The sequence below is a fragment of the Serratia sp. CY33525 genome (assembly GCF_052169115.1).
In the GTDB taxonomy this organism is placed as follows: Bacteria; Pseudomonadota; Gammaproteobacteria; order Enterobacterales; family Enterobacteriaceae; genus Serratia; species Serratia sarumanii.
The window spans coordinates 83,153-108,489 of record NZ_JBJNLK010000011.1; the positions used below are offsets into that span (position 1 = coordinate 83,153).

Here is a 25,337-nt window from a genome sequence, read left to right on the forward strand (position 1 = left end):
GGAAATCAGCGCGTCCAGTCTTCAACCGCCAACCCGGGCACCATGGCGAATGCGCGATCGTTGGTCACCAACGTCGCGCCACGGCTCTGCGCGTGAGCGGCGATCAGTTGATCCAGCGCGCCCATGATTTTGCCTTTTTTCTCCATGTTCGCGCGCATTTCACCGTAGCAGCGGGCGGCCTCGCTATCCCATGCATAGACCGTCACCGCGGCAAGAAAGGCCTCGACCATGCTTTGCAACGCCTTGTTCCGCCGTTTAGCCACACCGTAAAGCAGTTCCGCCTCCGTGACGCAGGAAATACATACGGCAGAAGGCGGGAGCTTTTCCATGACGTTAAGCACCTGCGGATTCTGCCGAAACAAGTGGCTGACGGTGTTGGTATCAAACATGTACATCGCCTACTCTTCCTCTGAGAATGGATCGCGGTCTGCAACCCCTTGCTGACGATCTTCCGCGCTAAGAAACTCTTGCGGCACCGGCGTTTGGGCGATAATGCTCAGCAGCGGTGCCCAGCTGTCCGGCTTTGCCGGATATTTGGATAAAATCACGTTGCCCTCCCGATCGCGACGGATATAGACACGATCCGTATCAAATTCAAATTCCACCGGTAACCTCACCGCCTGATTTCTGCCGTTTTTAAACAGCTTTGCGATTCTTTCCATCTCGACAACCTCCACAGCAGGCATAGGCCAAAGCATATGCCTGTAGCGTGTCGATGCCAAGATGTATCGCTCATTTTTCATCCATATTGACGAAACGGCCAAACCGTAACGCACAATCTCACGGGGTGAAACCCTGTTCCCCTTGTTATGCGGCGCACTGCGCAATCACCGCGCCTTCCCTTAGCTTCCCGTGCGGCGCCAGGTTCACCGAATGAAAACTCCGCGCCGGCGCAAAAAAACTGCGCATTTTTTCGACTAAGCTGCTGTGAGGTTTAGCCGCCGATTTTCAAGCGATTGGCTACACTTACATCACGAATCGGAACCTACAGGAGAAGAACCATGGCAATCGGTCATTATGAGCTGAAAAAAGCAAAGAACGGGCAGTACCACTTCAACCTGAAAGCCAGTAACGGCGAGAGCATCCTGGCCAGCGAAATGTACGCCAGCAAAGCCTCGGCGGAGAACGGCATCGCTTCGGTGCAGACCAATTCGCCGCACGAAGCGCAGTACGAACTGAAGCACAGCACCAGCAATCAGCCCTATTTTGTGCTGAAGGCAAAGAACCATCAGGTGATCGGCGTCAGCGAAATGTACAGCTCCGAAAGCGCCGCCAAAAACGGTATCCAGTCGGTGATGAAAAACGGCCCGACCACCGATATCCGCGATTTGAGCGCCTGATATTTCCCTTTCTCCCGCGCGGTGGCCCGCCGCCGCGCATTTTCCGTTTGACCAAGATCAATCTCCCCTGAATAAATCCGGTTAACTGCTGATTTCTTGCCGCGCTGCGGCTACAATTCCCCGCTTTTACTGCGCCATCAGGTGGCGTGGTGCTGACCTGAAATCAGACCGAGACACACTATGTTTACACCGGAACTTCTCTCCCCGGCCGGAACGCTGAAAAACATGCGTTACGCCTTCGCGTACGGCGCCGATGCGGTTTACGCCGGCCAGCCGCGCTACAGCCTGCGGGTGCGCAACAACGAGTTCAACCACGAGAATCTGGCGCAGGGAATCAATGAAGCCCATGCGCTGGGCAAAAAATTCTACGTGGTGGTAAACATCGCCCCGCACAACGCCAAGCTGAAAACCTTCCTGCGCGATCTGAAGCCGGTTATCGATATGGGCCCGGATGCGCTGATCATGTCCGATCCCGGCCTTATCATGATGGTGCGCGAAGCCTTCCCGCAGATGGACATCCACCTGTCGGTGCAGGCCAACGCCGTTAACTGGGCGACGGTGAAGTTCTGGCAGCAAATGGGCCTGACCCGCGTGATCCTCTCGCGCGAACTGTCGCTGGAAGAGATCGCCGAGATCCGCGCCGAAGTGCCGGACATGGAGCTGGAGATCTTCGTGCATGGCGCGCTGTGCATGGCCTACTCCGGCCGCTGCCTGCTGTCCGGCTACATCAACAAGCGCGATCCCAACCAGGGCACCTGCACCAACGCCTGCCGCTGGCAGTACAAAGCGGAGGAAGGCAAAGAGGACGACACCGGCAATATCGTGCACCTGCACGAGCCGATCCCGGTGCAAACCGTCGAGCCGACGCTGGGCATCGGCGCGCCGACCGACAAGGTGTTCATGCTGTCTGAAGCGCAAAAGCCAGGCGAATATATGAGCGCCTTCGAAGACGAACACGGCACCTATATCATGAACTCCAAGGATCTGCGCGCCATCCAGCACGTGGAGCGTCTGACGCAGCTCGGCGTGCACTCGCTGAAGATCGAAGGCCGCACCAAATCCTTCTACTACTGCGCCCGCACCGCCCAGGTCTACCGCCGCGCCATCGACGACGCAGCCGCCGGCAAACCCTTCGATCCGACTCTGCTTACCACGCTGGAAGGCCTGGCGCACCGTGGCTACACCGAAGGCTTCCTGCGCCGCCACGTGCACGAAGCGCAGCAGAATTACGACTACGGCTCCTCGCTCTCCGAGCGCCAGCAGTTCGTCGGCGAATTCACCGGCGTGCGCCGCGAAGGCTGGGCGGAAGTCGACGTGAAGAATAAGTTCGCGCTCGGCGACAGCGTCGAGATGATGACGCCGGGCGGCAACGTGGTGTTCACCCTCGAGAGCATGCAAAATAAGAAAGGCGAGCCGATTGAGGTGGCGCCGGGCAACGGCCATATCGTTTATTTGCCGATCCCGCAGGATATCGATCTCAATTATGCGTTGCTGATCCGCAATTTGGCGGAAGAAAATAGTGCCGGGGCATAAAAATGAATCGCCGTCATTCGGCGGCGATTTTTAGCAAATATTAGAATTGGATCACATCAATGTGCGCGCAGCTTGGTTACTATCACGCTGCTTAAAACGAACAACGAAAATATTTGCATAGCAATACTAGGAACCACCTCCTTAGCCGGCCCAATCTCCCTTGGGCTGGCTTTTTCTTTATGGGTGCGCCTATTTTTTTCGCCGCGCCGATTTCCATAACTTATTCCCGTTATCCGTTTTAATAATAATAATCACGCCGCTTCGATATATAAATAACGCTACAGCGATTAATCCTCTCGTCTTTAAAACCTGGCTTATTTCCGGGTAAAATTCAGATAAATTCGCCTTGTTTCTTATTCACTGAACGCCGGGAAATAACCAGAATTAGCTGAATATTCTGATGGCCTGGTGGCGGCAGCTGGTTTATCTTGAGGCATTCTTGGTTTTCCGCCGGAGGATATCGGCAATGCCTCAACACTCACATGCGCCCGCCCTGCTTATCATCAACGGCAAAGGCGCCGGTAACGAAGAGCTGCGTCAGGCGGTCAAACGCCTGCGCGCAGAGCAAATCACGCTGCACGTGCGCGTGACCTGGGAGCACGGCGACGCCGCGCGCTATGTCGCAGAAGCCACGCAGCTCGGCGTCGGCACCGTCGTCGCCGGCGGCGGTGACGGCACCATCAACGAAGTGGCCGCCGCGCTGGTGCAACTGCCGGCGCACAACCGGCCGGCGCTGGGCATCCTGCCGCTCGGCACCGCCAACGACTTCGCCATGGCCTGCAACATCCCCCCTTCGCCGGAACAGGCGCTGCAGCTGGCGATCAAGGGCCGCTCGGTGCCGATCGATCTGGCGAAGGTCAACGGCGAGCGCTACTTCATCAACATGGCCACCGGCGGCTTCGGCACCCGCATCACCACCGAAACGCCGGAGAAGCTGAAGGCGGCTCTCGGCGGCGTGTCCTACTTCGTGCACGGCTTGCTGCGCATGGATACGCTGCAGGCCGACCGCTGTGAAATCCGCGGGCCGGACTTCCGCTGGGCCGGCGAGGCGCTGGTGATCGGCATCGGCAACGGCAAGCAGGCCGGCGGCGGCCAGGAGCTGTGCCCCAGCGCGCTGATCAACGACGGCCTGCTGCAGCTGCGCCTGCTGATCGCCGATGAGCTGCTGCCGGCGCTGGTCGCCGCCCTGTTCAACGACGAAGAGAGCAACAGCATCCTCAGCGCGGCGCTGCCGTGGCTCGAGATCGACGCGCCGCATGAGATGACCTTCAACCTCGACGGCGAACCGCTCAAGGGCCGCCATTTCCGCATCGAAGTGCTGCCGCAGGCCATCGAATGCCGCCTGCCGCCTAACTGCGCCCTGCTGGGCTGACCTTGTCGGGCGCAGTTCACCGCTGCGCCCCGTTTCTTCCCCCGTTTACCCGCTTCCGCTCGCGATCAAATGTGATCCTCTCCGGCAAATTCATCAAATCATACTTGTATGGTAGTTAGTTCATGGCGTATTTTCGCGCTATCTCTCCGCAGCTACAGGATGTGAAGGTTATGAAAATCGTCAACGCCGAGGTGTTCGTCACCTGCCCGGGGCGCAATTTTGTCACGCTGAAAATCACCACCGATGACGGCATCATCGGCCTCGGTGACGCCACGTTGAACGGGCGCGAATTGCCGGTGGCCTCTTACCTGAAAGATCACCTCTGCCCGCAGCTGATCGGCCGCGACGCGCAGCGGATCGAAGACCTCTGGCAATTCTTCTACAAAGGCGCTTACTGGCGGCGCGGCCCGGTGACCATGTCGGCCATTTCCGCTGTCGACATGGCGCTGTGGGACATCAAGGCCAAGGCCGCCAACATGCCGCTGTATCAGCTGTTGGGCGGCGCCTCGCGCTCCGGTGTGATGGTGTATTGCCACACCACCGGCCACTCGATCGACGAGGTGCTCGACGACTACGCCAAACATAAAGAACAAGGCTTCAAGGCGATCCGCGTTCAATGCGGCGTGCCGGGTATGAAAACCACCTACGGCATGGCCAAGGGCAAAGGCCAGGCCTATGAGCCGGCCACCAAGGGCGACTGGCCGGAAGAGCAGCTGTGGTCGACGGAAAAATACCTCGATTTCACCCCCAAACTGTTCGACGCGGTGCGCAACAGGTTCGGCTTCAACGAACATCTGCTGCACGACATGCACCACCGCCTGACGCCGATCGAAGCGGCGCGCTTCGGCAAAAGCGCCGAACCGTATCGCCTGTTCTGGATGGAAGATCCTACGCCGGCGGAAAATCAGGCCTGTTTCCGCCTGATCCGCCAGCATACCGTCACGCCGATCGCCGTCGGCGAGGTGTTCAACAGCATCTGGGACTGCAAACAGCTGATCGAAGAACAGCTGATCGACTACATCCGCACCACCCTGACGCACGCGGGTGGCATTACCGGCATGCGGCGCATCGCCGACTTCGCCTCGCTGTATCAGGTGCGCACCGGCTCCCACGGCCCTTCCGATCTGTCGCCAATCTGCATGGCGGCGGCGCTGCATTTCGATCTGTGGGTGCCGAATTTCGGCGTGCAGGAATACATGGGCTATTCCGAGCAAATGCTCGAGGTGTTCCCGCACAGTTGGACGTTCGACGACGGCTATATGCACCCGGGCGACAAGCCGGGCATCGGCATCGAGTTCGATGAGAAGCTGGCGGCGCGTTATCCGTATGAACCGGCCTACCTGCCGGTCGCGCGTCTGGAGGATGGCACCTTATGGAACTGGTAAACACCATGCGCAACGTCGTGATCGAACAGCCCGGGCGCCTGGCGCTGCAGACGCGCGCGCTGCCGCAGCCGGCGGCCGGCGAGGTGCGGGTCAAGGTGAAATTCGCCGGCATCTGCGGCTCCGACGTCCATATCTATCACGGCCATAACCCGTTCGCCCGCTATCCGCGGGTGATCGGCCACGAGTTCTTCGGCCTGATCGATGCGCTGGGCAAAGGCGTCGATCCAGCGCGCCTCGGTGAACGCGTCTCGGTAGATCCGGTGGTGAGCTGCGGCCACTGCTATCCCTGTTCGGTCGGCCGCCCCAACGTCTGCACCTCGCTGCAGGTGATCGGCGTGCACCGCGACGGCGGCTTCAGCGACTACGCCTGCGTGCCGGCGCGCAACGCCTATCCGATTCCGCCCACCATCAGCGATCGCCACGCCGCGATGATCGAACCCTTCAGCATCGCCGCCAACATTACCGCCCATCTGCAACCGCGCCCCGACGACATCGCGCTGATCTACGGCGCCGGGCCGATGGGGCTCACGGTGATCCAGACGCTGAAAGGCGTGTACGGCGTCAAGCAGGTGTGGGTCGTCGATCGCATCGCCGAACGGCTGGACATGGCGCGCGCCAACGGCGCCGACGAGACGTTCAACAACGCCGAGGCCGCATTGCCGCAGATGCTGCAGCAGCGCGGCATTCAGCCGACGCTGATCGTCGATGCCGCCTGCCACCCCGCCATTTTGCCGGAGGCGATCAATCTGGCCTCGCCGGCGGCGCGCATCGGCATCATGGGCTTTTCCGGCGACGCCTGCACGCTGACCCAGCAGAGCATCACCAGCAAGGAGCTGTCGATCTTCTCCTCGCGTCTGAACAGCGCGCGCTTCCCGCAGGTGATCGGCTGGATGGCGGACGGCAAGCTAGACCCGCAGCGGCTGCTCACCCACTGCGTGCCCGCCGCCGACGTCGAACGGGCGATGCTGATGTTCGAGCGGGATCAGCGCACCTGCTGCAAGGTGCTGCTGCAGTTCGAGTAACGCCAAGGCAGCATCGGGGCATTGGGCGGCACCCGCCGCCCGTGCAAACAACGAAGCATCACGATTAAAACGACACCCAGTGGAGCGCTTTATGTTTAAAAACCTGCGTTGGACCATCGTGTTCCTGCTGTTCATGGTCTACATGATCAACTACCTCGACCGCGTGGCGCTGTCGATCACCGTGCCAATGATCGAACAGGATCTGATGCTGAACGCCGAACAGTTCGGCCTGATTTTCGGCAGCTTCTTCTTCGGCTACGCCATCTTCAACTTCGTCGGCGGGCTGGCGGTCGACCGTTTCGGCCCGACGCTGGTGCTGGGCGTGGCGGTCGGTCTGTGGTCTATCTTCTGCGGCATGACGGCGATCGCCACCGGTTTTTACTCAATGCTGATCCTGCGCATCCTGTTCGGCATGGCCGAAGGGCCGATCTGCGCCTCGGCCAACAAGATGATCAACGGCTGGTTCCCGAAGAAGCAGGCGGCGACCGCCATGGGCCTGCTAAGCGCCGGTTCGCCTTTGGGCGGCGCGGTGGCCGGGCCAATCGTCGGCTATCTGGCGCTGGCGTTCGGCTGGCGACCGGCGTTTATGATCATCTGCGCCATCGGCATCGTCTGGATGCTGGTGTGGTTCTTCGTGGTGGCGGATAACCCGGCGAAAAGCCAGCGCGTCAGCGCCGAAGAACGGGCGCTGATCGCGCGGCTGAAACAGGAAAACCTCGGCGAAGAAAGCGCGCTGAGCGACGCCGCGCACGGGCTGGGTTACTACCTGAAGCAGCCGATCATTCTGGTCACCGCCTTCGCCTTCTTCTGCTACAACTATATTCTGTTCTTCTTCCTGAGCTGGTTCCCCTCGTATCTGGTGCAGGCGCACAACCTGAACATCAAAGAGATGAGCCTGACCACGATGATCCCGTGGATCGTCGGCTTCGTCGGGCTGGCGCTCGGCGGCTATATTTCCGACAAGATCTTCAACATCACCGGCAAATTGCTGCTGTCGCGCAAGATCGTGCTGGTCACCAGCCTGCTGGCGGCGGCGGTGTGCGTGGCGCTGGCGGGCACCGTCAGCAGCGTGGTGCCGGCAGTGATGCTGATGTCGGTGTCGATCTTCTTCCTTTACATCACCGGCGCTCTCTACTGGGCGATCATCCAGGACGTGGTGCATAAATCCCGGGTCGGCGGCGCCAGCGGGTTCATTCATTTGATCGGCAGCGTCTCCGGCATCATCGGGCCGATCGTCACCGGCTACATCGTGCAGAACACCGGCAAATTCGACAGCGCCTTTATGCTGGCGGGCGGCGTCGCCGCGCTGGGCGCGCTGCTGGTGCTGCTGGTGATCAAGGCGCCGCGCGCGACGGCGGGCGTGCAAATCTTAAAACCATAACGCCAGGCGGGGCGGCTTCGCCCCTTTGCTTACCTCTCCAGGGACATTGAACATGAGACTTTCCGATCACAGCGCGCTGCCGGCCGCCGTTCTCCGGCCCGGCTACGCACGTGAGCGCGTGAAACCGCGCATGGTGCATATCGGCTTCGGCGCGTTTCACCGCGCGCACCAGGCGATGTACGCCGACAGGCTGGCCAGCGAGCACGGCAGCGACTGGGGCTACTGCGAAATCAGCATGCAGCACGGCCAGCAAAAGATCGCCGACCTGCAGCAACAGGATCTGCTGTTCTCGGTGGCAGAGATGGACGACGACGGCTTGCGGGGCCGGGTCATCGGCGTGGTGCGCCAGGCGCTGCACCTGCAAACCGACGGGCTGGCGGCGGTGCTGGCGGCCCTGACGCAGCCTGAGATCGCCATCGTCTCGCTGACCATCAGCGAAAAGGGCTATTGCCACCAGCCCGCCAGCGGCCGGCTGATGACGGAACACCCGGCGATCGCGCATGATATCGCCCACCCGGCACGGCCACAGTCGGCGCCGGGGCTGCTGTTGGCGGCGCTGCGCCTGCGCCGCGAACGCGGGCTGCCGCCGTTCGCCGTGATGTCCTGCGACAATATGCCGGCCAACGGCCGGGTCACGCGTCAGGTGCTGCTCGACCTGGCGCAGCGGCAGGATCCGGCGCTGGCCGACTGGGTGCGTCAAGCGGTCGCCTTCCCTTCCACCATGGTGGATCGCATCGTGCCGGCGATGACGCAGGAAGCCCGCGGGCAGCTCCATGCTTGGTTGGGCGGCGTCGAGGATGAGGTCGGCGTGGCCTGCGAGCCGTTCAGCCAGTGGGTCATTGAAGACCGCTTTCCCCAGGGGCGACCGCTCTGGGAAAAAGTCGGCGCCGAGCTGGTGAGCGACGTGCTGCCGTATGAGGAGATGAAGCTGCGCATGCTGAACGGCAGCCATTCGTTCCTCGCCTACCTCGGCTATTTGGCCGGTTATCAGCACATCGGCGACTGCATGCAGGATGCGGATTTTGTCCGCGCCGCCCGTCACCTGATGCTGGCGGAACAGGCACCGACCCTGCAGGTGCCGAACGTCGATTTGGCGCAGTATGCCGACTCGCTGCTGCGGCGTTTCCGCAACCGCGCGCTGAAGCACCGCACCGCGCAAATCGCCGTGGACGGCACGCAAAAGCTGCCGCAGCGGCTGCTGGACGCGATCCGCTGGCATCTGGCGCATGGCAGCCGCTTCGACTGCCTGGCGCTGGGCGTCGCCGGCTGGATGCGCTACGTCGGCGGCCGCGATGAGCAAGGCGCGCCGATCGACATCAGCGATCCGCTGCGCGACCCCATCGCCGCGTTGGTCGCCGGCAGCGAGGAAGGCCGGCCCCGCGTCCTGGCGCTGCTGCAGCTCGACAGCGTCTTCGGCCAGGATCTGCCCGACTCGCCTGACTTCGTCCGCGCCGTCAGCCACGCTTATCATCAACTGCTGAGCCTGGGGGCCAAAGCCGCCGTCGCCGCTCTGCCGCTTACCGACCGGGAGGTTTCCGATGACCGTCACCACGCATAACGCCGTCAATACCGGCAATCAACCGCTGCTGCGGCGCGTCGCCAGCGCTTCGGCCATCGGCACCGCCGCCGAGTATTATGATTTCTTCGCCTACGGCACCGCCGCGGTGCTGTTCTTCGGCCAGCTGTTTTTCCCCAGCGCCGATCCGCTGATCAGCACGCTGGCGGCCTTCGCCACCTACGCGGTCGGTTTCCTGGCGCGCCCGCTGGGCGGCATCGTGTTCGGCCACATCGGCGACAAGGTCGGCCGCAAGAAGGCGCTAGTGATCACCATCCTGATCGTCGGCCTCGGCACCTTCTGCATCGGCCTGCTGCCCACCTATGAGCAGATCGGCATCTGGGCGCCGCTCGCGCTGATCTTTATCCGCGTGCTGCAGGGCTTCGGCGTCGGCGGCGAACAGGCCGGCGCGGTGCTGATGACCGCCGAATATGCGCCGCCGCCGCGGCGCGGTTTCTACGCCAGCTGGGTACAGATCGGCGCGCCCGCCGGTTTCCTGCTACCGTCCGGGCTGTTCGCGCTGCTGACCGCCGTGCTGTCGCCGGCGCAGATGCTGGACTGGGGCTGGCGCATTCCGTTCCTGCTCAGCCTGCTGCTGGTGATCGTCGGGCTGTTTATTCGCCTGAAGATCGACGAGTCGCCGGTGTTTACCCAGATCCGCGCCACCAAGGCGGTGGAGAGCCGGCCGGTGGTGGAAGTAGCCCGCCGCTATCCCGGCCTTATCGGCAAAGGGGTGTGCGCCAAGCTGATTGAAGCCTGCGCCTTCGCCATGTTCACGGTGATCGTACTGGCCTACGGCAAGGCTAACCACCTCAACGAAAGCATTCTGCTGGAGGCGATGATCGTGGCGGTGCTGCTGGAGATTTTCGCCATTCCGCTGATGGGCCGCCTCTCCGATCGGGTTGGGCGAAAACCGGTATACATCGCCGGCGCGCTGCTGCAGGTGGCGTGCATCGTGCCGTTCTTTATGGCGATCAACCTCGATAATTTCTGGGTGACGCAGATCGCCATGATCGTGGTGCTGACCTTCGGCCACAGCATGTGCTACGCGCCGCAGGCCTCCTACTTCCCGGAGCTGTTCCCCACCCGCGTGCGCTGCAGCGGCATCGCGCTGATCTGGCAGATCGGCTCGCTGATCGGCAGCGGCATTCTCGGGCTGCTGGCGGTGAAGATCCTGCAGGTGACCGGCGGCCACTACTACGGGCTGGCGGGTTACATGATGGTGCTGGGCGTGGTGTCGGCCATCGGCCTGAGCCTGATGCCGGAAACCGCCCCTGGGCGGCGCAAGCAGGAATATCAGGATTGGCATCACTGAGTTACCCTACCCGGCGGGTGGATTTATCCACCCGCCCTCAACCAATAATCTGCTAGTATGGTGGCATTCGAATTCCAGCCAGATGCCTGATTGTCGCCATGTCTGAAACGTACAGTCTCACCAACAACGTCCCGGTCAACCAACAGATCTATCGCTTCCTGCGCAAGGATATCGTCGACTGCACCATCCCCCCCGGCACCCTGTTGTCCGAGAAAGAGATTTCCACGCGCTTTTGCGTTTCGCGCCAGCCGGTGCGCGAAGCCTTCATCAAGCTGGCGGAGGCCGGCCTGGTGCAGATCCTGCCGCAGCGCGGCACTTTCGTGATGAAAATCTCCGCCAAGCGCGTGGCCGACGGGCGCTTTATCCGCCAGGCGGTGGAATGCGCCATCGTGCGCCGCGCGGCCGAGCGCGCCACCCCGGCGCAGCTGATGACGCTGGAGCATAACCTGCACCGTCAGGCGCTGGCGGCGCAGAACGGGCAAACGCGCGAGTTTCTGGCGCTGGACGACGAATTCCACCAGCTGCTGACCCAGTTCGCCGACTGCCCGCTGGCGTGGGAGACCATCGAAACCATCAAGGCCACCATGGATCGGGTGCGTTTCCTCAGCCTGAGCGAAGTCTCGCCGCCGGAGAGCCTGATCAAGCAGCACTACCGCATCTATGAGGCGCTGAAAGCGCGCGATGCCGAGGCGGCGGAGCGCGCCATCCACGATCACCTGCAGGAGATGATCTACTCCATCACCCCGATTGCCCAGCAGAACACCGAGTGGTTCGAGATCGAATAATCAATCGTTTAGCGCGCCGGGGGCGATCGTCCCCGCGTATTTGGCCTCGCAAATGGCATTTCCTCTCAATCGCATCTATTGTTTGTCCTTGCCGGATCCAGTTCGGTAGTATCGCTTTACAGCTTCAATCACCGCTTTTTTACTGCGCCGGTGGTCAAAAACCCTTGCATTGCCGGTGTATGAAGAAGCTTAATCGGGAGTGAATCATGACTGATATTGTGCAGTTGCTAGGAAAGGAAGCGGAAGATCTGCTGCAACACCGCTGTACCACTATCCCCGCCGAGAATCTCTACCTGCCGGGCGACGACTTCGTCGACCGCGTAATGATCGATAACAACCGCCCCAACAGCGTGCTGCGTTCGATGCAAACCCTGTTCAACCACGGCCGCCTGGCCGGCACCGGCTACCTGTCGATCCTGCCGGTCGATCAGGGCATCGAGCACTCCGCCGCCGCCTCGTTCGCCGCCAACCCGCTGTATTTCGATCCGAAGAACATCGTCGAGCTGGCGATTGAAGCTGGCTGTAACTGCGTCGCTTCCACCTACGGCGTGCTGGCGTCGGTATCGCGCCGCTACGCGCATAAAATTCCGTTCCTGGTCAAACTCAACCACAACGAAACGCTGAGCTACCCGACCCAGTACGACCAGACCCTGTACGCCAGCGTCGAGCAGGCGTTCAACATGGGCGCGGTGGCGGTCGGCGCTACCATTTACTTCGGCTCCGAGCAGTCGCGCCGCCAGATCGAAGAGATCTCGATCGCCTTCGAGCGCGCGCATGAGCTGGGCATGGTCACCGTGTTGTGGGCCTATCTGCGCAACCCGGCATTCAACAAGGACGGCGTGGACTACCACTCCAGCGCCGATCTGACCGGCCAAGCCAACCACATCGCCGCCACCATCGGCGCCGACATCGTCAAACAGAAAATGGCGGAAAACAACGGCGGCTACCGCGCGGTGAAATTCGGCTATACCGACGATCGCGTCTACACCAAGCTGACCACCGATCACCCGATCGATCTGGTGCGCTACCAGTTAGCCAACTGCTACATGGGCCGCGCCGGGCTGATCAACTCCGGCGGCGCCGCCGGTGAGAACGATCTGCAGGAATCGGTGCGCACCGCGGTGATCAACAAACGCGCCGGCGGCATGGGCCTGATCCTGGGGCGCAAGGCGTTCAAGAAATCGATGAAAGACGGCGTGGCGCTGATCAACGCCGTGCAAGACGCCTACCTGGACAAGAAGGTCACCATCGCCTGATGTGACGGACCGCCTGTCCTCAAGCCCGGTTCGCCGGGCTTTTTTGTGCATCGAGGGAGGTCTTGACAAGGAAATAATGCAACCGAATGTATTTTATGAGCAAAAATAAGAGCTGGTTTTTATTTAATCTCCCTGGGCTTTTTTTATTCCAAATATGCGAAAGAGAACGACATAAATCATTAAAGATTGAAAGTTAACCTTATCAAACTTCAAATTTCCCACCTTTTCCGAAAACACAAAAACTTAGCGCATTAATAATTATTATAGTTCATTGTTATTTATGGACTTTTGACTAAATTTTACGCTAGTTAATCCACATTTTTATGGTGGTGCCATCATGAAAGTCAATATTGTAATCATCTCCCTGCTCATCCTTTCGCTATCGTCTTGCGCGCTATTTAAATCTCCGGCCTCTAGGCATGAGTTGAAACCTGGAGAAACGTATTGGTTTGACTATGACTCAACAAGAAGCAGCGCCATTTATATTCCCGCAGACTCAAATATCAAGTACTGCGTGGCTCCACCGCCTGATGTCGCGCAGTCCGTTATTGCCGCGCTGAAAGCTGAAATGAGCACGGAACAAATTCAAAAAGTCAGTGGCGATGCAGAGTTCAGCACCGCCGTAGTCGATCTGGCTCGGCGCACCACCACGGTAAATTTTATCCGCGATACGTTGTATCGCGTCTGCGAAGCCAGACTACAAGGCCCGCTCACCGCGACGGAAAAAGAAATTTTCCTGGCCGCGATAGCCGCCGCCAAAGATATGGCAATCGCTGAAAAAGACAAACAAAAGCAAGAACTGGCCCAAACGGCCGAAAGAAACGGTGCTTCCGTAGAGACAATACAAAAGATTCTCGAGCAGTAACAGAAACACGCTAACAACGGCGATTTCCGTATACCCCCTACCCAAAGCCCGGTTCACCGGGCTTTTTTGCGCCCGCGCTCTCCCCCTCATGCCACAGACCTTCTCTTTCTTTCATTTCAAACTTTCAAAATAAAATATTTATCTTTCAAATTGTGATCTATTTAAAACAAATGGCCCAACAAAGTGACTACTGTAAGGCCCATGGCGACAGAGCCGCCGTTCGCTCCAGGCCATATCAGTCCATTACAGGAGAACATAATGATTGAGCTAATCACCCACGGCGCCGAGTGGTTTATCGGCCTGTTTCAGAAAGGCGGTGAAGTGTTTGTCGGCATGGTGACCGGCATTTTACCTTTGTTGATCAGCCTGTTGGTTATCATGAACGCGCTGATCAAATTTGTTGGCCAGGAACGTATCGAACGATTGGCGCAGCGCTGCGCGGGCAACCCCGTGTCGCGTTATCTGCTGCTGCCGCTGATCGGCACCTTTGTCTTCTGCAACCCGATGACCCTCAGCCTAGGGCGCTTCATGCCGGAGAAATACAAGCCGAGCTACTACGCGGCGGCCTCCTACAGCTGCCACTCGATGAACGGCCTGTTCCCGCACATCAATCCGGGCGAACTGTTCGTTTACCTCGGCATCGCCAGCGGCCTGACCACCCTCGGCCTGCCGCTCGGCCCGCTGGCGGTGAGTTATTTCCTGGTGGGGCTGTTCACCAACTTCTTCCGCGGCTGGGTCACCGATCTCACCACCAGCCTGTTCGAACGCAAGATGGGCATCCGTCTGGATCGCCAGGTGCAACTTTAATTCGTGGAGTGCAGCATGAGTGCTTATATCCGTATTGAAAAAGGCGCCAGCGGCTGGGGCGGCCCCCTGGAGCTGCCGATCGAGCCCGGCAAGAAAGTGGTGTACATCACCGCCGGCACCCGACCTTCGATCGTCGATCGCCTCAGCGAATTGACCGGCTGGCCGGCCGTCGACGGCTTCAAAGAAGGTGAACCGCCGGCGGAAGAGATCGGGGTGGCGGTGATCGACTGCGGCGGCACCCTGCGCTGCGGCCTGTACCCGAAACGCCGCATTCCGACGGTCAACATCCACGCCACCGGCCAGTCCGGCCCGCTGGCGCAGTTTATCCTCGAAGACATCTATGTCTCCGGCGTGCGCGACCACAACATCAGCCGAATCGAAGCGGCAGATAGCCAACCCGCCGCCACCGTTGCAGCGCCGCCCAAGGCGCGCGACTACGACACCAGCAAGAAGATCACCGAGCAAAGCGACGGGCTGCTGGCGAAGGTCGGCATGGGCATGGGATCGGTGGTGGCGGTGTTCTTCCAGGCCGGGCGCGACACCATCGACACCGTGCTGAAGACCATCCTGCCGTTTATGGCGTTCGTCTCGGCCTTGATCGGCATCATCATGGCCTCCGGCCTCGGGGACTTTATCGCTCACGGCCTGACGCCGCTGGCCAACAGCCCGATCGGCCTGGTGACGCTGGCGCTGATCTGCTCATTCCCGCTGCTGTCGCCGTTCCTCGGCCCCGGCGCGGTCATCGCCCAGGTGATCGGCGTGCTGGTCGGGGTGCAGATCGGCCTCGGCCATATTCCGCCGCAGCTGGCGCTGCCCGCGCTGTTCGCCATCAACGCGCAGGCCGCCTGCGACTTCATTCCGGTCGGCCTGTCGCTGGCGGAAGCCAAGCAGGACACCGTGCGAGTCGGCGTGCCTTCGGTGCTGGTCGGCCGCTTCCTGACCGGCGCGCCGACGGTGTTGATCGCCTGGGCCGCCTCGGCCTTCATTTATCAATAAGCTGATTTCCAGGGAGACGTTTATGCACACCATTTTTCACACCACCATCACGCAGATCGGTGGCTGCGCCCGCGACGCGTTGCTGGACAACATGCTGATCACTTTCCGTGAAGGCGCCCCGGCGGATATCGAAGAGTTCTGCTTCATCCACCGCCACGGCGCGACCGCCGGCGAGCTGCAGGTCGGCGGCGTGATGGAACTGGCGCAGCGGCGCTACGCCATCACCGCCGTCGGCAGCGTCGCCACGCAGAATCTGCGCGAGCTGGGCCACATCACCGTGCGCTTCGACGGCGAAGCCGAAGCCGAATTCCCCGGCTCGATCCACGTATCCGGCCCGACGCCGACCGATATCCCGTTGGGCAGCACGCTGTCATTTATCGCATAAGGAGTAGACCATGTCTGAAGTAGCTGTAGTGATTGGCGGCGGCCAAACGTTAGGCGCCTTTTTGTCCCACGGGCTGGCGCAGGCCGGTTATCGGGTGGCGGTGGCCGATCTGAATACCGACAATGCCAATCAGGTGGCACAGCAGATCAACGAAGCGTTTGGCGCAGGCAGCGCCTGTGGTTTTCAGGCCGACGCCACCGACGAGCAGAGCGTGATCGCGCTGGCGGCGGCGGTTGACCGGGCGTTCGGCCAGGCCAACCTGCTGGTGTACAGCGCCGGCATCGCCAAGGCGGCACCGATCACCGATTTTCCGCTGGGCGACTTCGATCGCTCGCTGCAGGTGAACCTGGTGGGTTATTTCCTCTGCGCCCGCGAGTTCTCGCGCCTGATGATCCGCGACGGCATCGCCGGGCGCATCATTCAGATCAACTCCAAGTCCGGCAAGGTCGGCAGCAAGCACAACTCCGGCTACAGCGCCGCCAAGTTCGGCGGCGTGGGGCTGACGCAGTCGCTGGCGCTCGATCTGGCGGAGTACGGCATTACCGTGCATTCGCTGATGCTCGGCAACCTGCTGAAGTCGCCGATGTTCCAGTCGCTGCTGCCGCAGTACGCGCAAAAACTGGGCATCGCGCCGGACCAGGTGGAGCAGTACTACATCGACAAGGTGCCGCTGAAGCGCGGCTGCGACTACCAGGACGTGCTGAACACCCTGCTGTTCTACGCCAGCGACAAGGCCTCTTACTGCACCGGCCAATCGATCAACATCACCGGCGGCCAGGTGATGTTCTGACGCCATCGATGCCCCCTTCGGCGCAAGGGGGCCTAAGGAGAACCCCGTGACTCAAGCTCTGATCGCCTTCGCGCTGCTGGCCTGGCTGCTGCAAATCGCCTTTGGCTGGTGGCAACTGCAGCGCTTCAACCGCGCCTTCGACGGCCTGTGCCGGCTGGGCGACGTTGGCGTCGGCCGTTCCGGCGGCCGTTTCCGCCCGCGAGTGGTGCTGGCGCTGGCCTTCGACGCCGAGCGACGGGTGTGCGGCAGCCTGTTGCTGCGCGGCCTGACCGTTTTCGCCCGGCCCCGCCCGCTGCCTCGATTGCACGGTTTGCATCAGCGGGATTTGCGCCCGGATGTGATCTTCCCCGAGGATCGCGCATGCCAGTCTGCACTAACGTTAGCGATTGAACCCAAATCGTGATATTTTCACATTAAAAGACATTACCTTTCATAGTGAATTATTCAGCGAGGGGAAATGCCCAACTCTTGTGAACGGGAATCGCGATGAAACCAAAGCAGCGGCAGGCCGCTATCCTTGAATATCTGCAGCGGCACGGCAAAACGGCAGTGGATGCCCTGGCCGAGCATTTCTCCACCACCGGCACCACCATCCGCAAGGATCTCACCCTGCTGGAAGAAGAAGGCGAGGTGATCCGCACCTACGGCGGCGTGGTGCTCAGCCGCGACGACGGCGATCAGCCGATCGACCGCAAAACCCATATCAACACCGAGAAAAAACGCCACATCGCCAGCGCCGCCGTGGCGCTGATCGCCGACGGCGACTCGCTGATCTTCGACGCCGGCAGCACGGTGCTGCAGATGGTGCCGCACCTGGCGCAGTTCAATAACATCACGGTGATGACCAACAGCCTGACCATCGTCAACGCGCTGGTGGAGCTGGACAACGATCAGACCATCCTGATGCCCGGCGGCACCTACCGCAAAAAATCGGCCTCGTTCCACGGCAGCCTGGCCGAATCGGCGTTTCAGCAGTTCAGCTTCGACAAGCTGTTTATCGGCGCGGACGGCGTCGATCTCAACGCCGGCGTCACCACCTTCAACGAAGTGCACAACGTCAGCAAAGCGATGTGCGAAGCCGCCGGCCGCATTATTCTGTTGGTAGACTCCTCGAAATTCGGCCGCAAGAGCCCGAACGTGGTGTGCGAACTCAGCGCCGTCGACACGCTGATCACCGACCGAGACATCAACCCCGATTACCTCGCCGCGCTGCAGGCGAAAGGCATCAATATCCTTCTGGTAGGAGACCCCGATGAGTAACGCCAACGCCCTGCTCGCCTTCGCCCGCGAAACGCTGGAGATCGAGCTGACCGAAGCGCAACGCCTGCTGGCGCGCCTGGACGACAACTTCGTCTGCGCCTGCGAACTGCTGCTGAACTGCCGTGGCAAAGCGGTGATTTCCGGCATCGGCAAATCCGGCCATATCGGCAAGAAAATCGCCGCGTCGCTGGCCAGCACCGGCACGCCGTCGTTCTTCGTGCACCCGGCGGAGGCGCTGCACGGCGATCTCGGCATGATCGGCGCCGACGACGTGGTGGTGTTCATCTCCTACTCCGGCCGCGCCAAAGAGCTGGATCTGATCCTGCCGCTATTGGCGGAGAACGGCATTCCGGTGATCGCCGTCACCGGCGGCAAAGAGTCGCCGCTGGCGCAGGCCGCCGCCTGCGTGCTGGATATCGGCGTCGAGCGCGAAGCCTGCCCGATGGGGCTGGCGCCGACCTCCAGCGCGGTCAACACCCTGATGATGGGTGATGCCCTGGCGATGGCGCTGATGCGCCAGCGCGGTTTCAACGCGGAAGATTTCGCCCGCTCGCACCCGGGCGGTAGCCTGGGGGCGCGCCTGCTGAACCGCGTGCATCACCTGATGCGCACCGGCGATCGCCTGCCGCGCGTGAGCGAAAGCGCCAACGTGATGGAAGCGATGCTGGAGCTGAGCCGCACCGGGCTCGGGTTAGTGGCGGTCTGCGACGCGCAACAACGGGTGGTGGGCGTGTTTACCGACGGCGACCTGCGCCGCTGGCTGGTGAAGGGCAACAGCCTGCAGGATCCGCTCAGCCCGGCAATCACCCGCCCGGGCTATCGGCTGCCGGAGCAGTGGCGCGCCGGCGAGGCGCTGGAAGCGCTGCACGAACAGCACATCAGCGCGGCCCCGGTGGTCGATATGGACGGCGTGCTGGTAGGGGCGCTCAACCTGCACGATCTGCATCAGGCCGGCATCGGCTGATCAACGCCGGGGGCGCCGTCACCGGCGCCCCCGGTCAGATCATTTCCAGTCGGGATTGTTCTCGAACTGCTGCTTCAGCAGCGCTTTCATGTCATCATCCGGCTTGCCGAGCCACTGATACTTGGCGTATTTCTTCGGATGGTCGACGGCTTCCGGCCGGTCTTCCACCGCCACTCGCACGCCCCAGGCCTGGGATTTGTCCGCGCTGAACGCCACGATCAAAAAGTTGTTGCCGCAGTCGTGCGGCTTGCACAGGTTGCCGACCAGATACTCTTTGCCCTTCCAGCTCAGGTTCTGCGCCGGCGTCGAGGTGCCGACGCCCTTACGCGCCCAGCCCGGCATCCGCGCCTGGCCTTTCACCATGTTTTGCCAGCTGGCCTGATACCCCGGCTGCTGAATCAAATCCGACGTGGTGACGATCTGCTGAGCAAAGCTGTCCGCGCTGAAGCTGAGCAGTGCGCCGAAGAGGGCGCAACGCAGCGCCTGGTGTCCCGTCATAGTCCTTCTCCCTAGGTTAAATCAGGTTTCGCCCATAAAACCGGGCCTGAACTAGTCAGACCACGGTTGCGGCAAAAAGTTGACTCACCACCAGGCGTGGAAATGATGCACCGGCCCGATGCCGTGCCCCACTTCCAGCGTGTCCGCCTGTTGCAGCGCTTGTTGCAGGTAGTCCTTGGCGACGGCTACCGTAGCCGCCCAGTCGGCATGGCGCGGGCGCAGCGCCGCCAGCGCGGCCGAGAGCGTGCAACCGGTGCCGTGGGTGTGGCGGGTGGCGACGCGCGGGGCGGTAAAGCGCTGCTCGCCTTCTGCGGTAAACAGCCAGTCCGGGCTCTCGCTTTCGCTCAGGTGGCCGCCCTTCATCAGCACCGCCCGGCAGCCCATCGCCAGTAGCGCCCGCCCCTGCTCGCGCATCTGCGCTTCATCTTCCGCCGGCGCGCACGCCAGCAGCGCTGCCGCTTCCGGCAGGTTCGGCGTAATGATCGACACCAGCGGCAACAGCTCGCGTCGAATAGACGCCACCGCCTCCGGCGCCAACAACGGATCGCCGCTTTTCGCCAGCATCACGGTGTCCAGCACCACGAATTCCGGCCGGTAATGGCGCAGCCGTTCGGCCACCGCCTGCACGATGTCGGCGTTGGCCAGCATGCCAATCTTGACGCTGTCGATGCGCACGTCGCTGAACACCGAGTCCAGCTGCGCGGCGACGAACGCCGGATCGATGTAATACACCGACTGCACGCCGCGGGTATTCTGCGCCACCAGCGCGGTGATCACCGAGGTGCCGTAGGCGCTGAGCGCCGAGAAAGCCTTCAAATCGGCCTGAATGCCGGCGCCGCCGCTGGGATCGGTGCCGGCGATGGTCAGCGCGTTAATGCGTTTCATCACAGATCCTCCCCGCGCAGCTGATACAGGGCATCGAGGAACGCCGGCGTAAAGCTGCCCGGCCCGCCGGCCTGCCTGGCCGCGAGGCCGCCGCAGTGGGACATCACCCGGCAGGCGGTCGCCACGTTGTCCAGGCGATCGCCCGGCAGGGCGCAAAACGCTGCCACGACCGCCGACAGCGCGCAGCCGGTGCCCACCACCCGCGTCATCAGCGGGGAACCGCCTTCGATCGCCCAGTCGCGTTGGCCGTCGGTGACGTAATCCACCGCGCCGGTGACCGCCACCACCGCGCCGCTGCGCTGCGCCAGCTCACGCGCGGCGGGCAATGCCGCCAGCGAATCGTCGCCGCTGTCCACGCCGCGGCCGCTGGCCAGCAACCCGCTGAGCGCCATGATTTCCGAGGCGTTGCCGCGTATCGCCGCCGGTTTCTCGTCCAGCAGCTGTTTAGCAAAGGCGGTGCGGTAGGAGAGCGCGCCGACCGCCACCGGATCCAGCGTCCAGGGCTTGCCGGCCCGATTGGCGGCGGCCACCGCCGCCCGCATCGATTCGGCGCGCAGCGCATTGAGGGTACCGACGTTGATCAGCAGGCCGTCGGCCAGCGCGCTGAACTGCGCCGCCTCTTGCGGCTCCACCACCATCGCCGGGGAGGCACCGAACGCCAATAGCACGTTGGCGGTCAGCGATTGCACCACTTCGTTGGTCAGGCAGTGGATCAGCGGAGGCCGCTGTTGGAATTGGGTCAGACAGGCCGCGGCGCGCGCGCCGGGTAGTGCATCAGGTCGAGCGATCATATTCCTCCCAACCGGCGTTCAAGAAGGCGGCGCCGGCTGGGCGGCCGTGACTTCCCTACGCTGGCATTATCCAGATCAGGTAATACGGGTATTTCTCAGCCTTCACGTAGAAGGGCACCCCGAGTCATGAAAATCAATAGGTTGTGATCAACGTTGCGTTAATCCCTGCAGGGGATCATGCCAGCGGCGGCGCGGACAAACAAGCGAATAAATTGCCCGGCGGGCATACGCCACGCAATGCGCTATAGTGAGCACAAACCACCGGGAGATGCCATGCAGATAAGACCCTACCAAGAAACCGATCGCCCCTTCCTGCGCACGCTGTACCTGGCGTCGCGCAAGGCGGCGTTCGGCTGGCGCGATACCTCAAACTATCAGTTGGAAGATTTCGACGGCGCGACGCTGGGCGAAGCGATTTGGGTGGCGGAAGACGGCGGCGTGCTGCTGGGATTCGTCTCCGTCTACCGCGAAGACAACTTCATTCATAACCTGTATGTCGATCCCCATCAGCCGCCGCGCGGCGTCGGCAGTGCGCTGCTGCAGGCGGCGGAAGCTACCTTCACCGCCACCGGCTCGCTGAAATGCCTGGTGAAGAATGAAAAGGCGCTGGCGTTCTACCGCAAACACGGCTGGCGCATCATCTCTACCGGCAACGACGGCGAAGAAGATTATTACCTGCTGCATTCGCCGGCCCGCTAACGCCGCCTTTCCCGTCACAGAACTCATTAATGATAATGGATTTCATTATCATTTAAGCATACCCTTCCTTGTCTCTCTCAATGAACTTTGCAAGGAAGGTTATGCAACATCAAACGGATACACGCTTCCCCGATGCCGCAGCGGCGGACTACGATCGCCGAATTCTGACCCTGGTGCCCGGCTATCAGTTTGCCCAGGCGCTGCTGACGGCGACGCTCGCGCAGACGCTGCCGAATGACGCCATTCTGTTGCTGGCCGGCTGCGGCACCGGCAGTGAACTGGAGGCGCTGGCCGCCGCCAACGCCAGCTGGCATTTCAGCGCCGTGGAACCCTCCGCCGGCATGCTGGCGGCCGCGCGCGCCAAGGCCGAAGCCGCGGGTTACGCACAACGGGTGAGCTTCCAGCCCACCTTGCTGCAACAAGCGCCGCAAACCCGCCACGACGCGGCGGTGTGTTCATTGGTGCTGCACTTTATCGCCGACGATGGCGCCAAACTGGATTTCCTGCAGCAGTTGGCGCAGCGCCTCTCCCCCGCAGCACCGCTGCTGCTGTTCGACTATCAACCGGACGGCCTGCCCACCAGCCACTACCAACACTGGCTGCAAAGCACCGGGCATTCGGCGGCGCAGGCGCAGGAGGTGATCGAACGCACCCGCCGCAACTGGCACCCGATGACGGCGGCACGCAGCCGTCTCCTCCTGGCGGAAAGCGGCTTCACCGCGCCTCAGCGGCTGTGCGGTGCGCTGGGCTTCCAGCTTTCACTGCTCCACCGCCGTCGCTGAGGGCGGCATGCCGCGCAGCGTCAGCCGCCAAAACAGCAGCGCGCTCAGGCTGACGCCCGCCCCCAGCCAGCAGACGCCGCTCCAGCCCGCCCAGGCGTACATATGGGTGCCCGCCCAGGCGCCCAGCCCGCTGCCGACGGCGTAAAACAGCATGTAGCAGCCCACCAGCCGGCTGTGCGACTGCGGGTGCGCGCTGAAGATCATGCTCTGGTTCAGCACGTGGATCGCCTGGCCCGCCAGATCCAGCAGCACGATGCCCGCCACCAGCCAAACCAGGCCGCTGCCGAGCAAACCGAGCGGCAGCCAGGCCAGCGTCAACAGCAGCAGACACACGCCACTGGCCGCCTGCCCCAGCCCGCGATCCGCCAGATGCCCGGCGCGTACCGCCGCCAGCGCGCCCACCGCGCCGACCAGGCCGAACGCCCCCACCGCGGCATGGGTGAAGTTGAACGGCGCCTGGCTCAGCGGCAACACCAGCGAACTCCAAAAGAGGCTGAAAGCGCCGAACATCAGCAGCGCCAACATGCCGCGAATTTGCAGCGTGCGGTCATGTAGCAGCAGGGTCAGCATTGAACGCAGCAGCGCGGGATAGCTCAGCGTACTGGGAGCGGTGCGCGGCGCAGGTAGCAGGCGCGACAGGATCGGCAGCAATACCAGCGTCACCCCGGCAGAGAAGAAGTACACCGTGCGCCAGCCGCCGACATCCGCCAGCGCGCCGGACAGGGTGCGCGCCAGCAGCAACCCCAACACCACTCCGCCCTGCGCCGCACCAACCACCCGCCCGCGCTCCTGCGGCGCCGCCAGTGCTGCGGCGAAAGCGATCAGCCCCTGCGTCATGGCGGTACCCAATAAGCCTACCAGCAACATCCCCGCCAGCAGCCAGGGCGCGCTGTGCGCCCAGCCCACCAGCAGCAGCGCGCCGATCAGCCCCAGCTGTTGCCCCGCCAGCAACCAATGCCGGTTCAGCCGATCCCCGAGCGGCACCACCAACAGCAGCGCCAGCGCGCAGCCCAGTTGGGTCACGGTGATCACCATGCCGACCGCCGCCAGGCTGATGGAAAAATCATGGGCGATGGCGTCCAGCAGCGGCTGCGCATAGTAAACGTTGGCCACGCTAAAGGCGCTGGCGGCGGCCAGCAGCAGCACCAGAGGGGCCGGCAGGCGCCCCAGCGCCGCACAGGGGGGATCCAGCAGTTTGTCGCTCATCGCATACCTCAATCTGGTTTCATTATTAAACCCAATGAACTTTAGGCGCAGAGGTTTTATAATGCAACCAGAATGTGCAGCTGGAGATAACCGTCGTGAAACGTAAAAGCCTGGAAGACGCGCCGTGCCCGGTGGCGCGCACGCTGGATGTGATTGGCGACTGGTGGTCGCTGCTGATCGTGCGCGACGCCTTCGACGGCGTCACCCGCTTCAGCGAATTTCAAAAAGGGCTGGGGATGGCGAAGAACATCCTTGCCACCCGCCTGCGCGCGCTGGTGACGCACGGCGTGCTGGAAATCGTGCCCGCCGCAGACGGCAGCGCCTATCAGGAATATGTGCTGACCGAGAAAGGCCGCGCGCTGTTTCCGGTGATCGTCGGCCTGCGCCAGTGGGGGGAAGATCATTTGTTCGCCGAGGGAGAAGCGCACTCAACGCTGGTGGAAAGCGACAGCGGCCGCCCCGTCCCGCGCCTGACGCCGATCGGCAGCGCCGGGCAGACGCTCACCCCGCTGAATACCCGGGTGGTGAAGGTGGAGGAACGGTGATGAGAGTTAGTGGCGGTGCCCGCAGCTCACCCGCTGAAAAACCTGGCGGATAAAGAGCCATTCCAGACACCCGGCCAGCAGATAAACCGCGCCAAAAACGAGCGCACCAAACCATTCCGTATCGTTAAAATGGAAAAACCCACTGGCGTCAATCAGCCAAGCGGTTTGATTCTGGTTTAGCCTGGGTACAGGAAAAAGCTTTATTGTCAGCACAGCCAGCCCAACAACAGCCAATGCGTTAGCGAGCAGCAGGGCAAGTTTTTTCATAGCCTTTCACCTCGATAGTCCCATATGCCTGTAATGTCGTTCCCGGAACTCTGGCTGTTTTCGATTTCAGCAATGCAGCTCGCAGACGATTGAATTCGTTTTGGGAATAAAAGGTTACACATCCTTCGGATAATCCAAGTGGACCGATTGGATGTAACCTGAATTGCCCACGCATAATGCCGTTAATCCATGTTCTATCGTTAACTGTTCCATCATCTCTGTATAAAGCAAACCAACTATTGTGATCTACATTGGTCACAATATCTTTTATGAAAGTAATAGTCTGCGACTTTAAACCACCGGATGGCCGATCCACAATCCAGTAAGTACCGGCTGGTATAGCCCCGTGATTGGGAACATCTGTGCATCCTGGTTGATTTGTATACTGTTTATTACCAGAAAACACAGAGAACATCCCAACCCCTTGACACAACAGGGTGTTTATTTTGTTTCCATTATGAACTAAAAAGCAGCGAAGCATTTTATTTCCCCCATCCTTTGGCTGAGCACCGATAATATCCAGCAAATAAGATTTTATCTATCTTATTGATTTTGTGAATATTGTTAACTCGTGATGATAGAATCAGCAATGAGTAAGGCCCAATCAGCATTGATGGCGCATGCATCACCTTGCGCTATTACATCTATTCTCT

The 25,337-nt window shown here is 61.4% G+C and carries 29 protein-coding genes and 1 riboswitch; of the genes, 21 read left to right on the forward strand and 8 right to left on the reverse strand.

Going from position 1 to position 25,337, the window contains the following annotated elements; genetic code table 11:
• Positions 1-5: 5 nt before the first annotated feature.
• Positions 6-395: a type II toxin-antitoxin system VapC family toxin gene (locus ACJ8IM_RS21785; RefSeq protein WP_033654558.1), complete on the reverse strand. Its 390-nt coding sequence runs from the start codon at positions 393-395 to the stop codon at positions 6-8.
• A gap of 3 nt (positions 396-398) precedes the next feature.
• The gene (locus ACJ8IM_RS21790) at positions 399-662 is read right to left on the reverse strand and encodes an antitoxin (protein WP_033654557.1); all 264 of its coding nucleotides are present in this window, start codon (positions 660-662) and stop codon (positions 399-401) included.
• A 339-nt stretch (positions 663-1,001) separates the two neighbouring features.
• On the opposite strand from ACJ8IM_RS21790, the gene ACJ8IM_RS21795 reads away from it, so the two are divergent.
• From ACJ8IM_RS21795 to gutQ, 18 genes are all read left to right on the forward strand, one after another.
• The gene (locus tag ACJ8IM_RS21795) at positions 1,002-1,340 is read left to right on the forward strand and encodes a YegP family protein (protein ID WP_033648841.1); all 339 of its coding nucleotides are present in this window, start codon (positions 1,002-1,004) and stop codon (positions 1,338-1,340) included.
• Between the two features lie 180 nt (positions 1,341-1,520).
• The gene (gene trhP / locus ACJ8IM_RS21800) at positions 1,521-2,873 is read left to right on the forward strand and encodes a prephenate-dependent tRNA uridine(34) hydroxylase TrhP (RefSeq protein WP_033654556.1); all 1,353 of its coding nucleotides are present in this window, start codon (positions 1,521-1,523) and stop codon (positions 2,871-2,873) included.
• A 466-nt stretch (positions 2,874-3,339) separates the two neighbouring features.
• Positions 3,340-4,245 (forward strand): lipid kinase YegS, encoded by a 906-nt coding sequence (yegS, locus tag ACJ8IM_RS21805; RefSeq protein ID WP_033635546.1) that lies wholly within the window; start codon positions 3,340-3,342, stop codon positions 4,243-4,245.
• A gap of 170 nt (positions 4,246-4,415) precedes the next feature.
• Positions 4,416-5,630 carry a D-mannonate dehydratase ManD gene (gene manD, locus ACJ8IM_RS21810; RefSeq protein ID WP_025303867.1) on the forward strand — a complete coding sequence of 405 codons (1,215 nt, stop codon included), beginning with the start codon at positions 4,416-4,418 and terminating at the stop codon, positions 5,628-5,630.
• A 5-nt stretch (positions 5,631-5,635) separates the two neighbouring features.
• A complete protein-coding gene (locus ACJ8IM_RS21815; protein ID WP_080289917.1) occupies positions 5,636-6,652 on the forward strand; it encodes a Zn-dependent oxidoreductase in 1,017 nt (338 codons plus the stop codon).
• A gap of 91 nt (positions 6,653-6,743) precedes the next feature.
• Positions 6,744-8,033, forward strand: a complete 1,290-nt coding sequence (locus tag ACJ8IM_RS21820) for an MFS transporter (protein WP_033648844.1) — start codon at positions 6,744-6,746, stop codon at positions 8,031-8,033.
• A gap of 52 nt (positions 8,034-8,085) precedes the next feature.
• A complete protein-coding gene (locus ACJ8IM_RS21825) occupies positions 8,086-9,591 on the forward strand; it encodes a mannitol dehydrogenase family protein (protein ID WP_033654554.1) in 1,506 nt (501 codons plus the stop codon).
• A complete protein-coding gene (locus tag ACJ8IM_RS21830; protein ID WP_033654553.1) occupies positions 9,572-10,903 on the forward strand; it encodes an MFS transporter in 1,332 nt (443 codons plus the stop codon). Before ACJ8IM_RS21825 ends, ACJ8IM_RS21830 begins: the two co-directional genes overlap by 20 nt.
• 98 nt (positions 10,904-11,001) lie before the next feature.
• Positions 11,002-11,688 (forward strand): GntR family transcriptional regulator, encoded by a 687-nt coding sequence (locus ACJ8IM_RS21835; protein ID WP_033635552.1) that lies wholly within the window; start codon positions 11,002-11,004, stop codon positions 11,686-11,688.
• Between the two features lie 206 nt (positions 11,689-11,894).
• Positions 11,895-12,944, forward strand: a complete 1,050-nt coding sequence (gene fbaB, locus ACJ8IM_RS21840) for a class I fructose-bisphosphate aldolase (RefSeq protein ID WP_033635553.1) — start codon at positions 11,895-11,897, stop codon at positions 12,942-12,944.
• 337 nt (positions 12,945-13,281) lie between these two features.
• Positions 13,282-13,809: a hypothetical protein gene (locus ACJ8IM_RS21845; protein ID WP_033648847.1), complete on the forward strand. Its 528-nt coding sequence runs from the start codon at positions 13,282-13,284 to the stop codon at positions 13,807-13,809.
• A gap of 258 nt (positions 13,810-14,067) precedes the next feature.
• Entirely contained in the window at positions 14,068-14,616 is a 549-nt protein-coding gene (gene srlA, locus ACJ8IM_RS21850; RefSeq protein WP_004941528.1) for a PTS glucitol/sorbitol transporter subunit IIC, read from the forward strand.
• Positions 14,617-14,631: 15 nt separating this feature from the next.
• Positions 14,632-15,612 carry a PTS glucitol/sorbitol transporter subunit IIB gene (srlE, locus tag ACJ8IM_RS21855; RefSeq protein ID WP_033635556.1) on the forward strand — a complete coding sequence of 327 codons (981 nt, stop codon included), beginning with the start codon at positions 14,632-14,634 and terminating at the stop codon, positions 15,610-15,612.
• A 22-nt stretch (positions 15,613-15,634) separates the two neighbouring features.
• Complete coding sequence (srlB, locus tag ACJ8IM_RS21860) at positions 15,635-15,997, forward strand: PTS glucitol/sorbitol transporter subunit IIA (protein WP_021504438.1); 363 nt, start codon at positions 15,635-15,637, stop codon at positions 15,995-15,997.
• 10 nt (positions 15,998-16,007) lie between these two features.
• On the forward strand, positions 16,008-16,787 hold the full coding sequence (gene srlD / locus ACJ8IM_RS21865; protein ID WP_033654552.1) for a sorbitol-6-phosphate dehydrogenase: 780 nt from the start codon (positions 16,008-16,010) through the stop codon (positions 16,785-16,787).
• A gap of 46 nt (positions 16,788-16,833) precedes the next feature.
• Positions 16,834-17,190, forward strand: coding sequence for a transcriptional regulator GutM (gene gutM / locus ACJ8IM_RS21870; protein WP_033654551.1), 357 nt, complete (start codon positions 16,834-16,836; stop codon positions 17,188-17,190).
• Positions 17,191-17,273: 83 nt separating this feature from the next.
• Positions 17,274-18,047 (forward strand): glucitol operon DNA-binding transcriptional repressor SrlR, encoded by a 774-nt coding sequence (srlR, locus tag ACJ8IM_RS21875; RefSeq protein ID WP_033635559.1) that lies wholly within the window; start codon positions 17,274-17,276, stop codon positions 18,045-18,047.
• Complete coding sequence (gutQ, locus tag ACJ8IM_RS21880) at positions 18,040-19,011, forward strand: arabinose-5-phosphate isomerase GutQ (protein ID WP_016926691.1); 972 nt, start codon at positions 18,040-18,042, stop codon at positions 19,009-19,011. Before srlR ends, gutQ begins: the two co-directional genes overlap by 8 nt.
• 39 nt (positions 19,012-19,050) lie before the next feature.
• Here the strand turns inward: gutQ and ACJ8IM_RS21885 are convergent, their stop codons facing one another.
• From ACJ8IM_RS21885 to thiM, 3 genes are all read right to left on the reverse strand, one after another.
• Positions 19,051-19,509 carry an inhibitor of vertebrate lysozyme family protein gene (locus tag ACJ8IM_RS21885; RefSeq protein WP_033654550.1) on the reverse strand — a complete coding sequence of 153 codons (459 nt, stop codon included), beginning with the start codon at positions 19,507-19,509 and terminating at the stop codon, positions 19,051-19,053.
• Positions 19,510-19,593: 84 nt separating this feature from the next.
• Entirely contained in the window at positions 19,594-20,394 is an 801-nt protein-coding gene (thiD, locus tag ACJ8IM_RS21890; RefSeq protein ID WP_033654549.1) for a bifunctional hydroxymethylpyrimidine kinase/phosphomethylpyrimidine kinase, read from the reverse strand.
• Complete coding sequence (gene thiM / locus ACJ8IM_RS21895; RefSeq protein ID WP_033654548.1) at positions 20,394-21,185, reverse strand: hydroxyethylthiazole kinase; 792 nt, start codon at positions 21,183-21,185, stop codon at positions 20,394-20,396. Before thiM ends, thiD begins: the two co-directional genes overlap by 1 nt.
• 35 nt (positions 21,186-21,220) lie before the next feature.
• Positions 21,221-21,317: riboswitch (TPP riboswitch) on the reverse strand.
• 141 nt (positions 21,318-21,458) lie between these two features.
• On the opposite strand from thiM, the gene ACJ8IM_RS21900 reads away from it, so the two are divergent.
• On the forward strand, positions 21,459-21,884 hold the full coding sequence (locus tag ACJ8IM_RS21900; RefSeq protein WP_033654547.1) for a GNAT family N-acetyltransferase: 426 nt from the start codon (positions 21,459-21,461) through the stop codon (positions 21,882-21,884).
• Positions 21,885-21,985: 101 nt separating this feature from the next.
• Positions 21,986-22,666: a class I SAM-dependent methyltransferase gene (locus ACJ8IM_RS21905; protein WP_033654546.1), complete on the forward strand. Its 681-nt coding sequence runs from the start codon at positions 21,986-21,988 to the stop codon at positions 22,664-22,666.
• Here the strand turns inward: ACJ8IM_RS21905 and ACJ8IM_RS21910 are convergent.
• Entirely contained in the window at positions 22,643-23,872 is a 1,230-nt protein-coding gene (locus ACJ8IM_RS21910; RefSeq protein WP_101455547.1) for an MFS transporter, read from the reverse strand. The genes ACJ8IM_RS21905 and ACJ8IM_RS21910 overlap by 24 nt on opposite strands.
• A gap of 95 nt (positions 23,873-23,967) precedes the next feature.
• On the opposite strand from ACJ8IM_RS21910, the gene ACJ8IM_RS21915 reads away from it, so the two are divergent.
• A complete protein-coding gene (locus tag ACJ8IM_RS21915; protein WP_033648951.1) occupies positions 23,968-24,417 on the forward strand; it encodes a winged helix-turn-helix transcriptional regulator in 450 nt (149 codons plus the stop codon).
• A 6-nt stretch (positions 24,418-24,423) separates the two neighbouring features.
• On the opposite strand, the gene ACJ8IM_RS21920 is transcribed toward ACJ8IM_RS21915, so the two are convergent.
• Together ACJ8IM_RS21920 and ACJ8IM_RS21925 are read right to left on the reverse strand one after the other, a co-directional pair.
• Positions 24,424-24,684, reverse strand: a complete 261-nt coding sequence (locus ACJ8IM_RS21920) for a DUF1158 family protein (protein ID WP_033655345.1) — start codon at positions 24,682-24,684, stop codon at positions 24,424-24,426.
• On the reverse strand, positions 24,656-25,210 hold the full coding sequence (locus ACJ8IM_RS21925) for a DUF2778 domain-containing protein (protein ID WP_229601737.1): 555 nt from the start codon (positions 25,208-25,210) through the stop codon (positions 24,656-24,658). The genes ACJ8IM_RS21920 and ACJ8IM_RS21925 overlap by 29 nt, the downstream gene beginning before the upstream one ends.
• Positions 25,211-25,337: the final 127 nt, after the last annotated feature.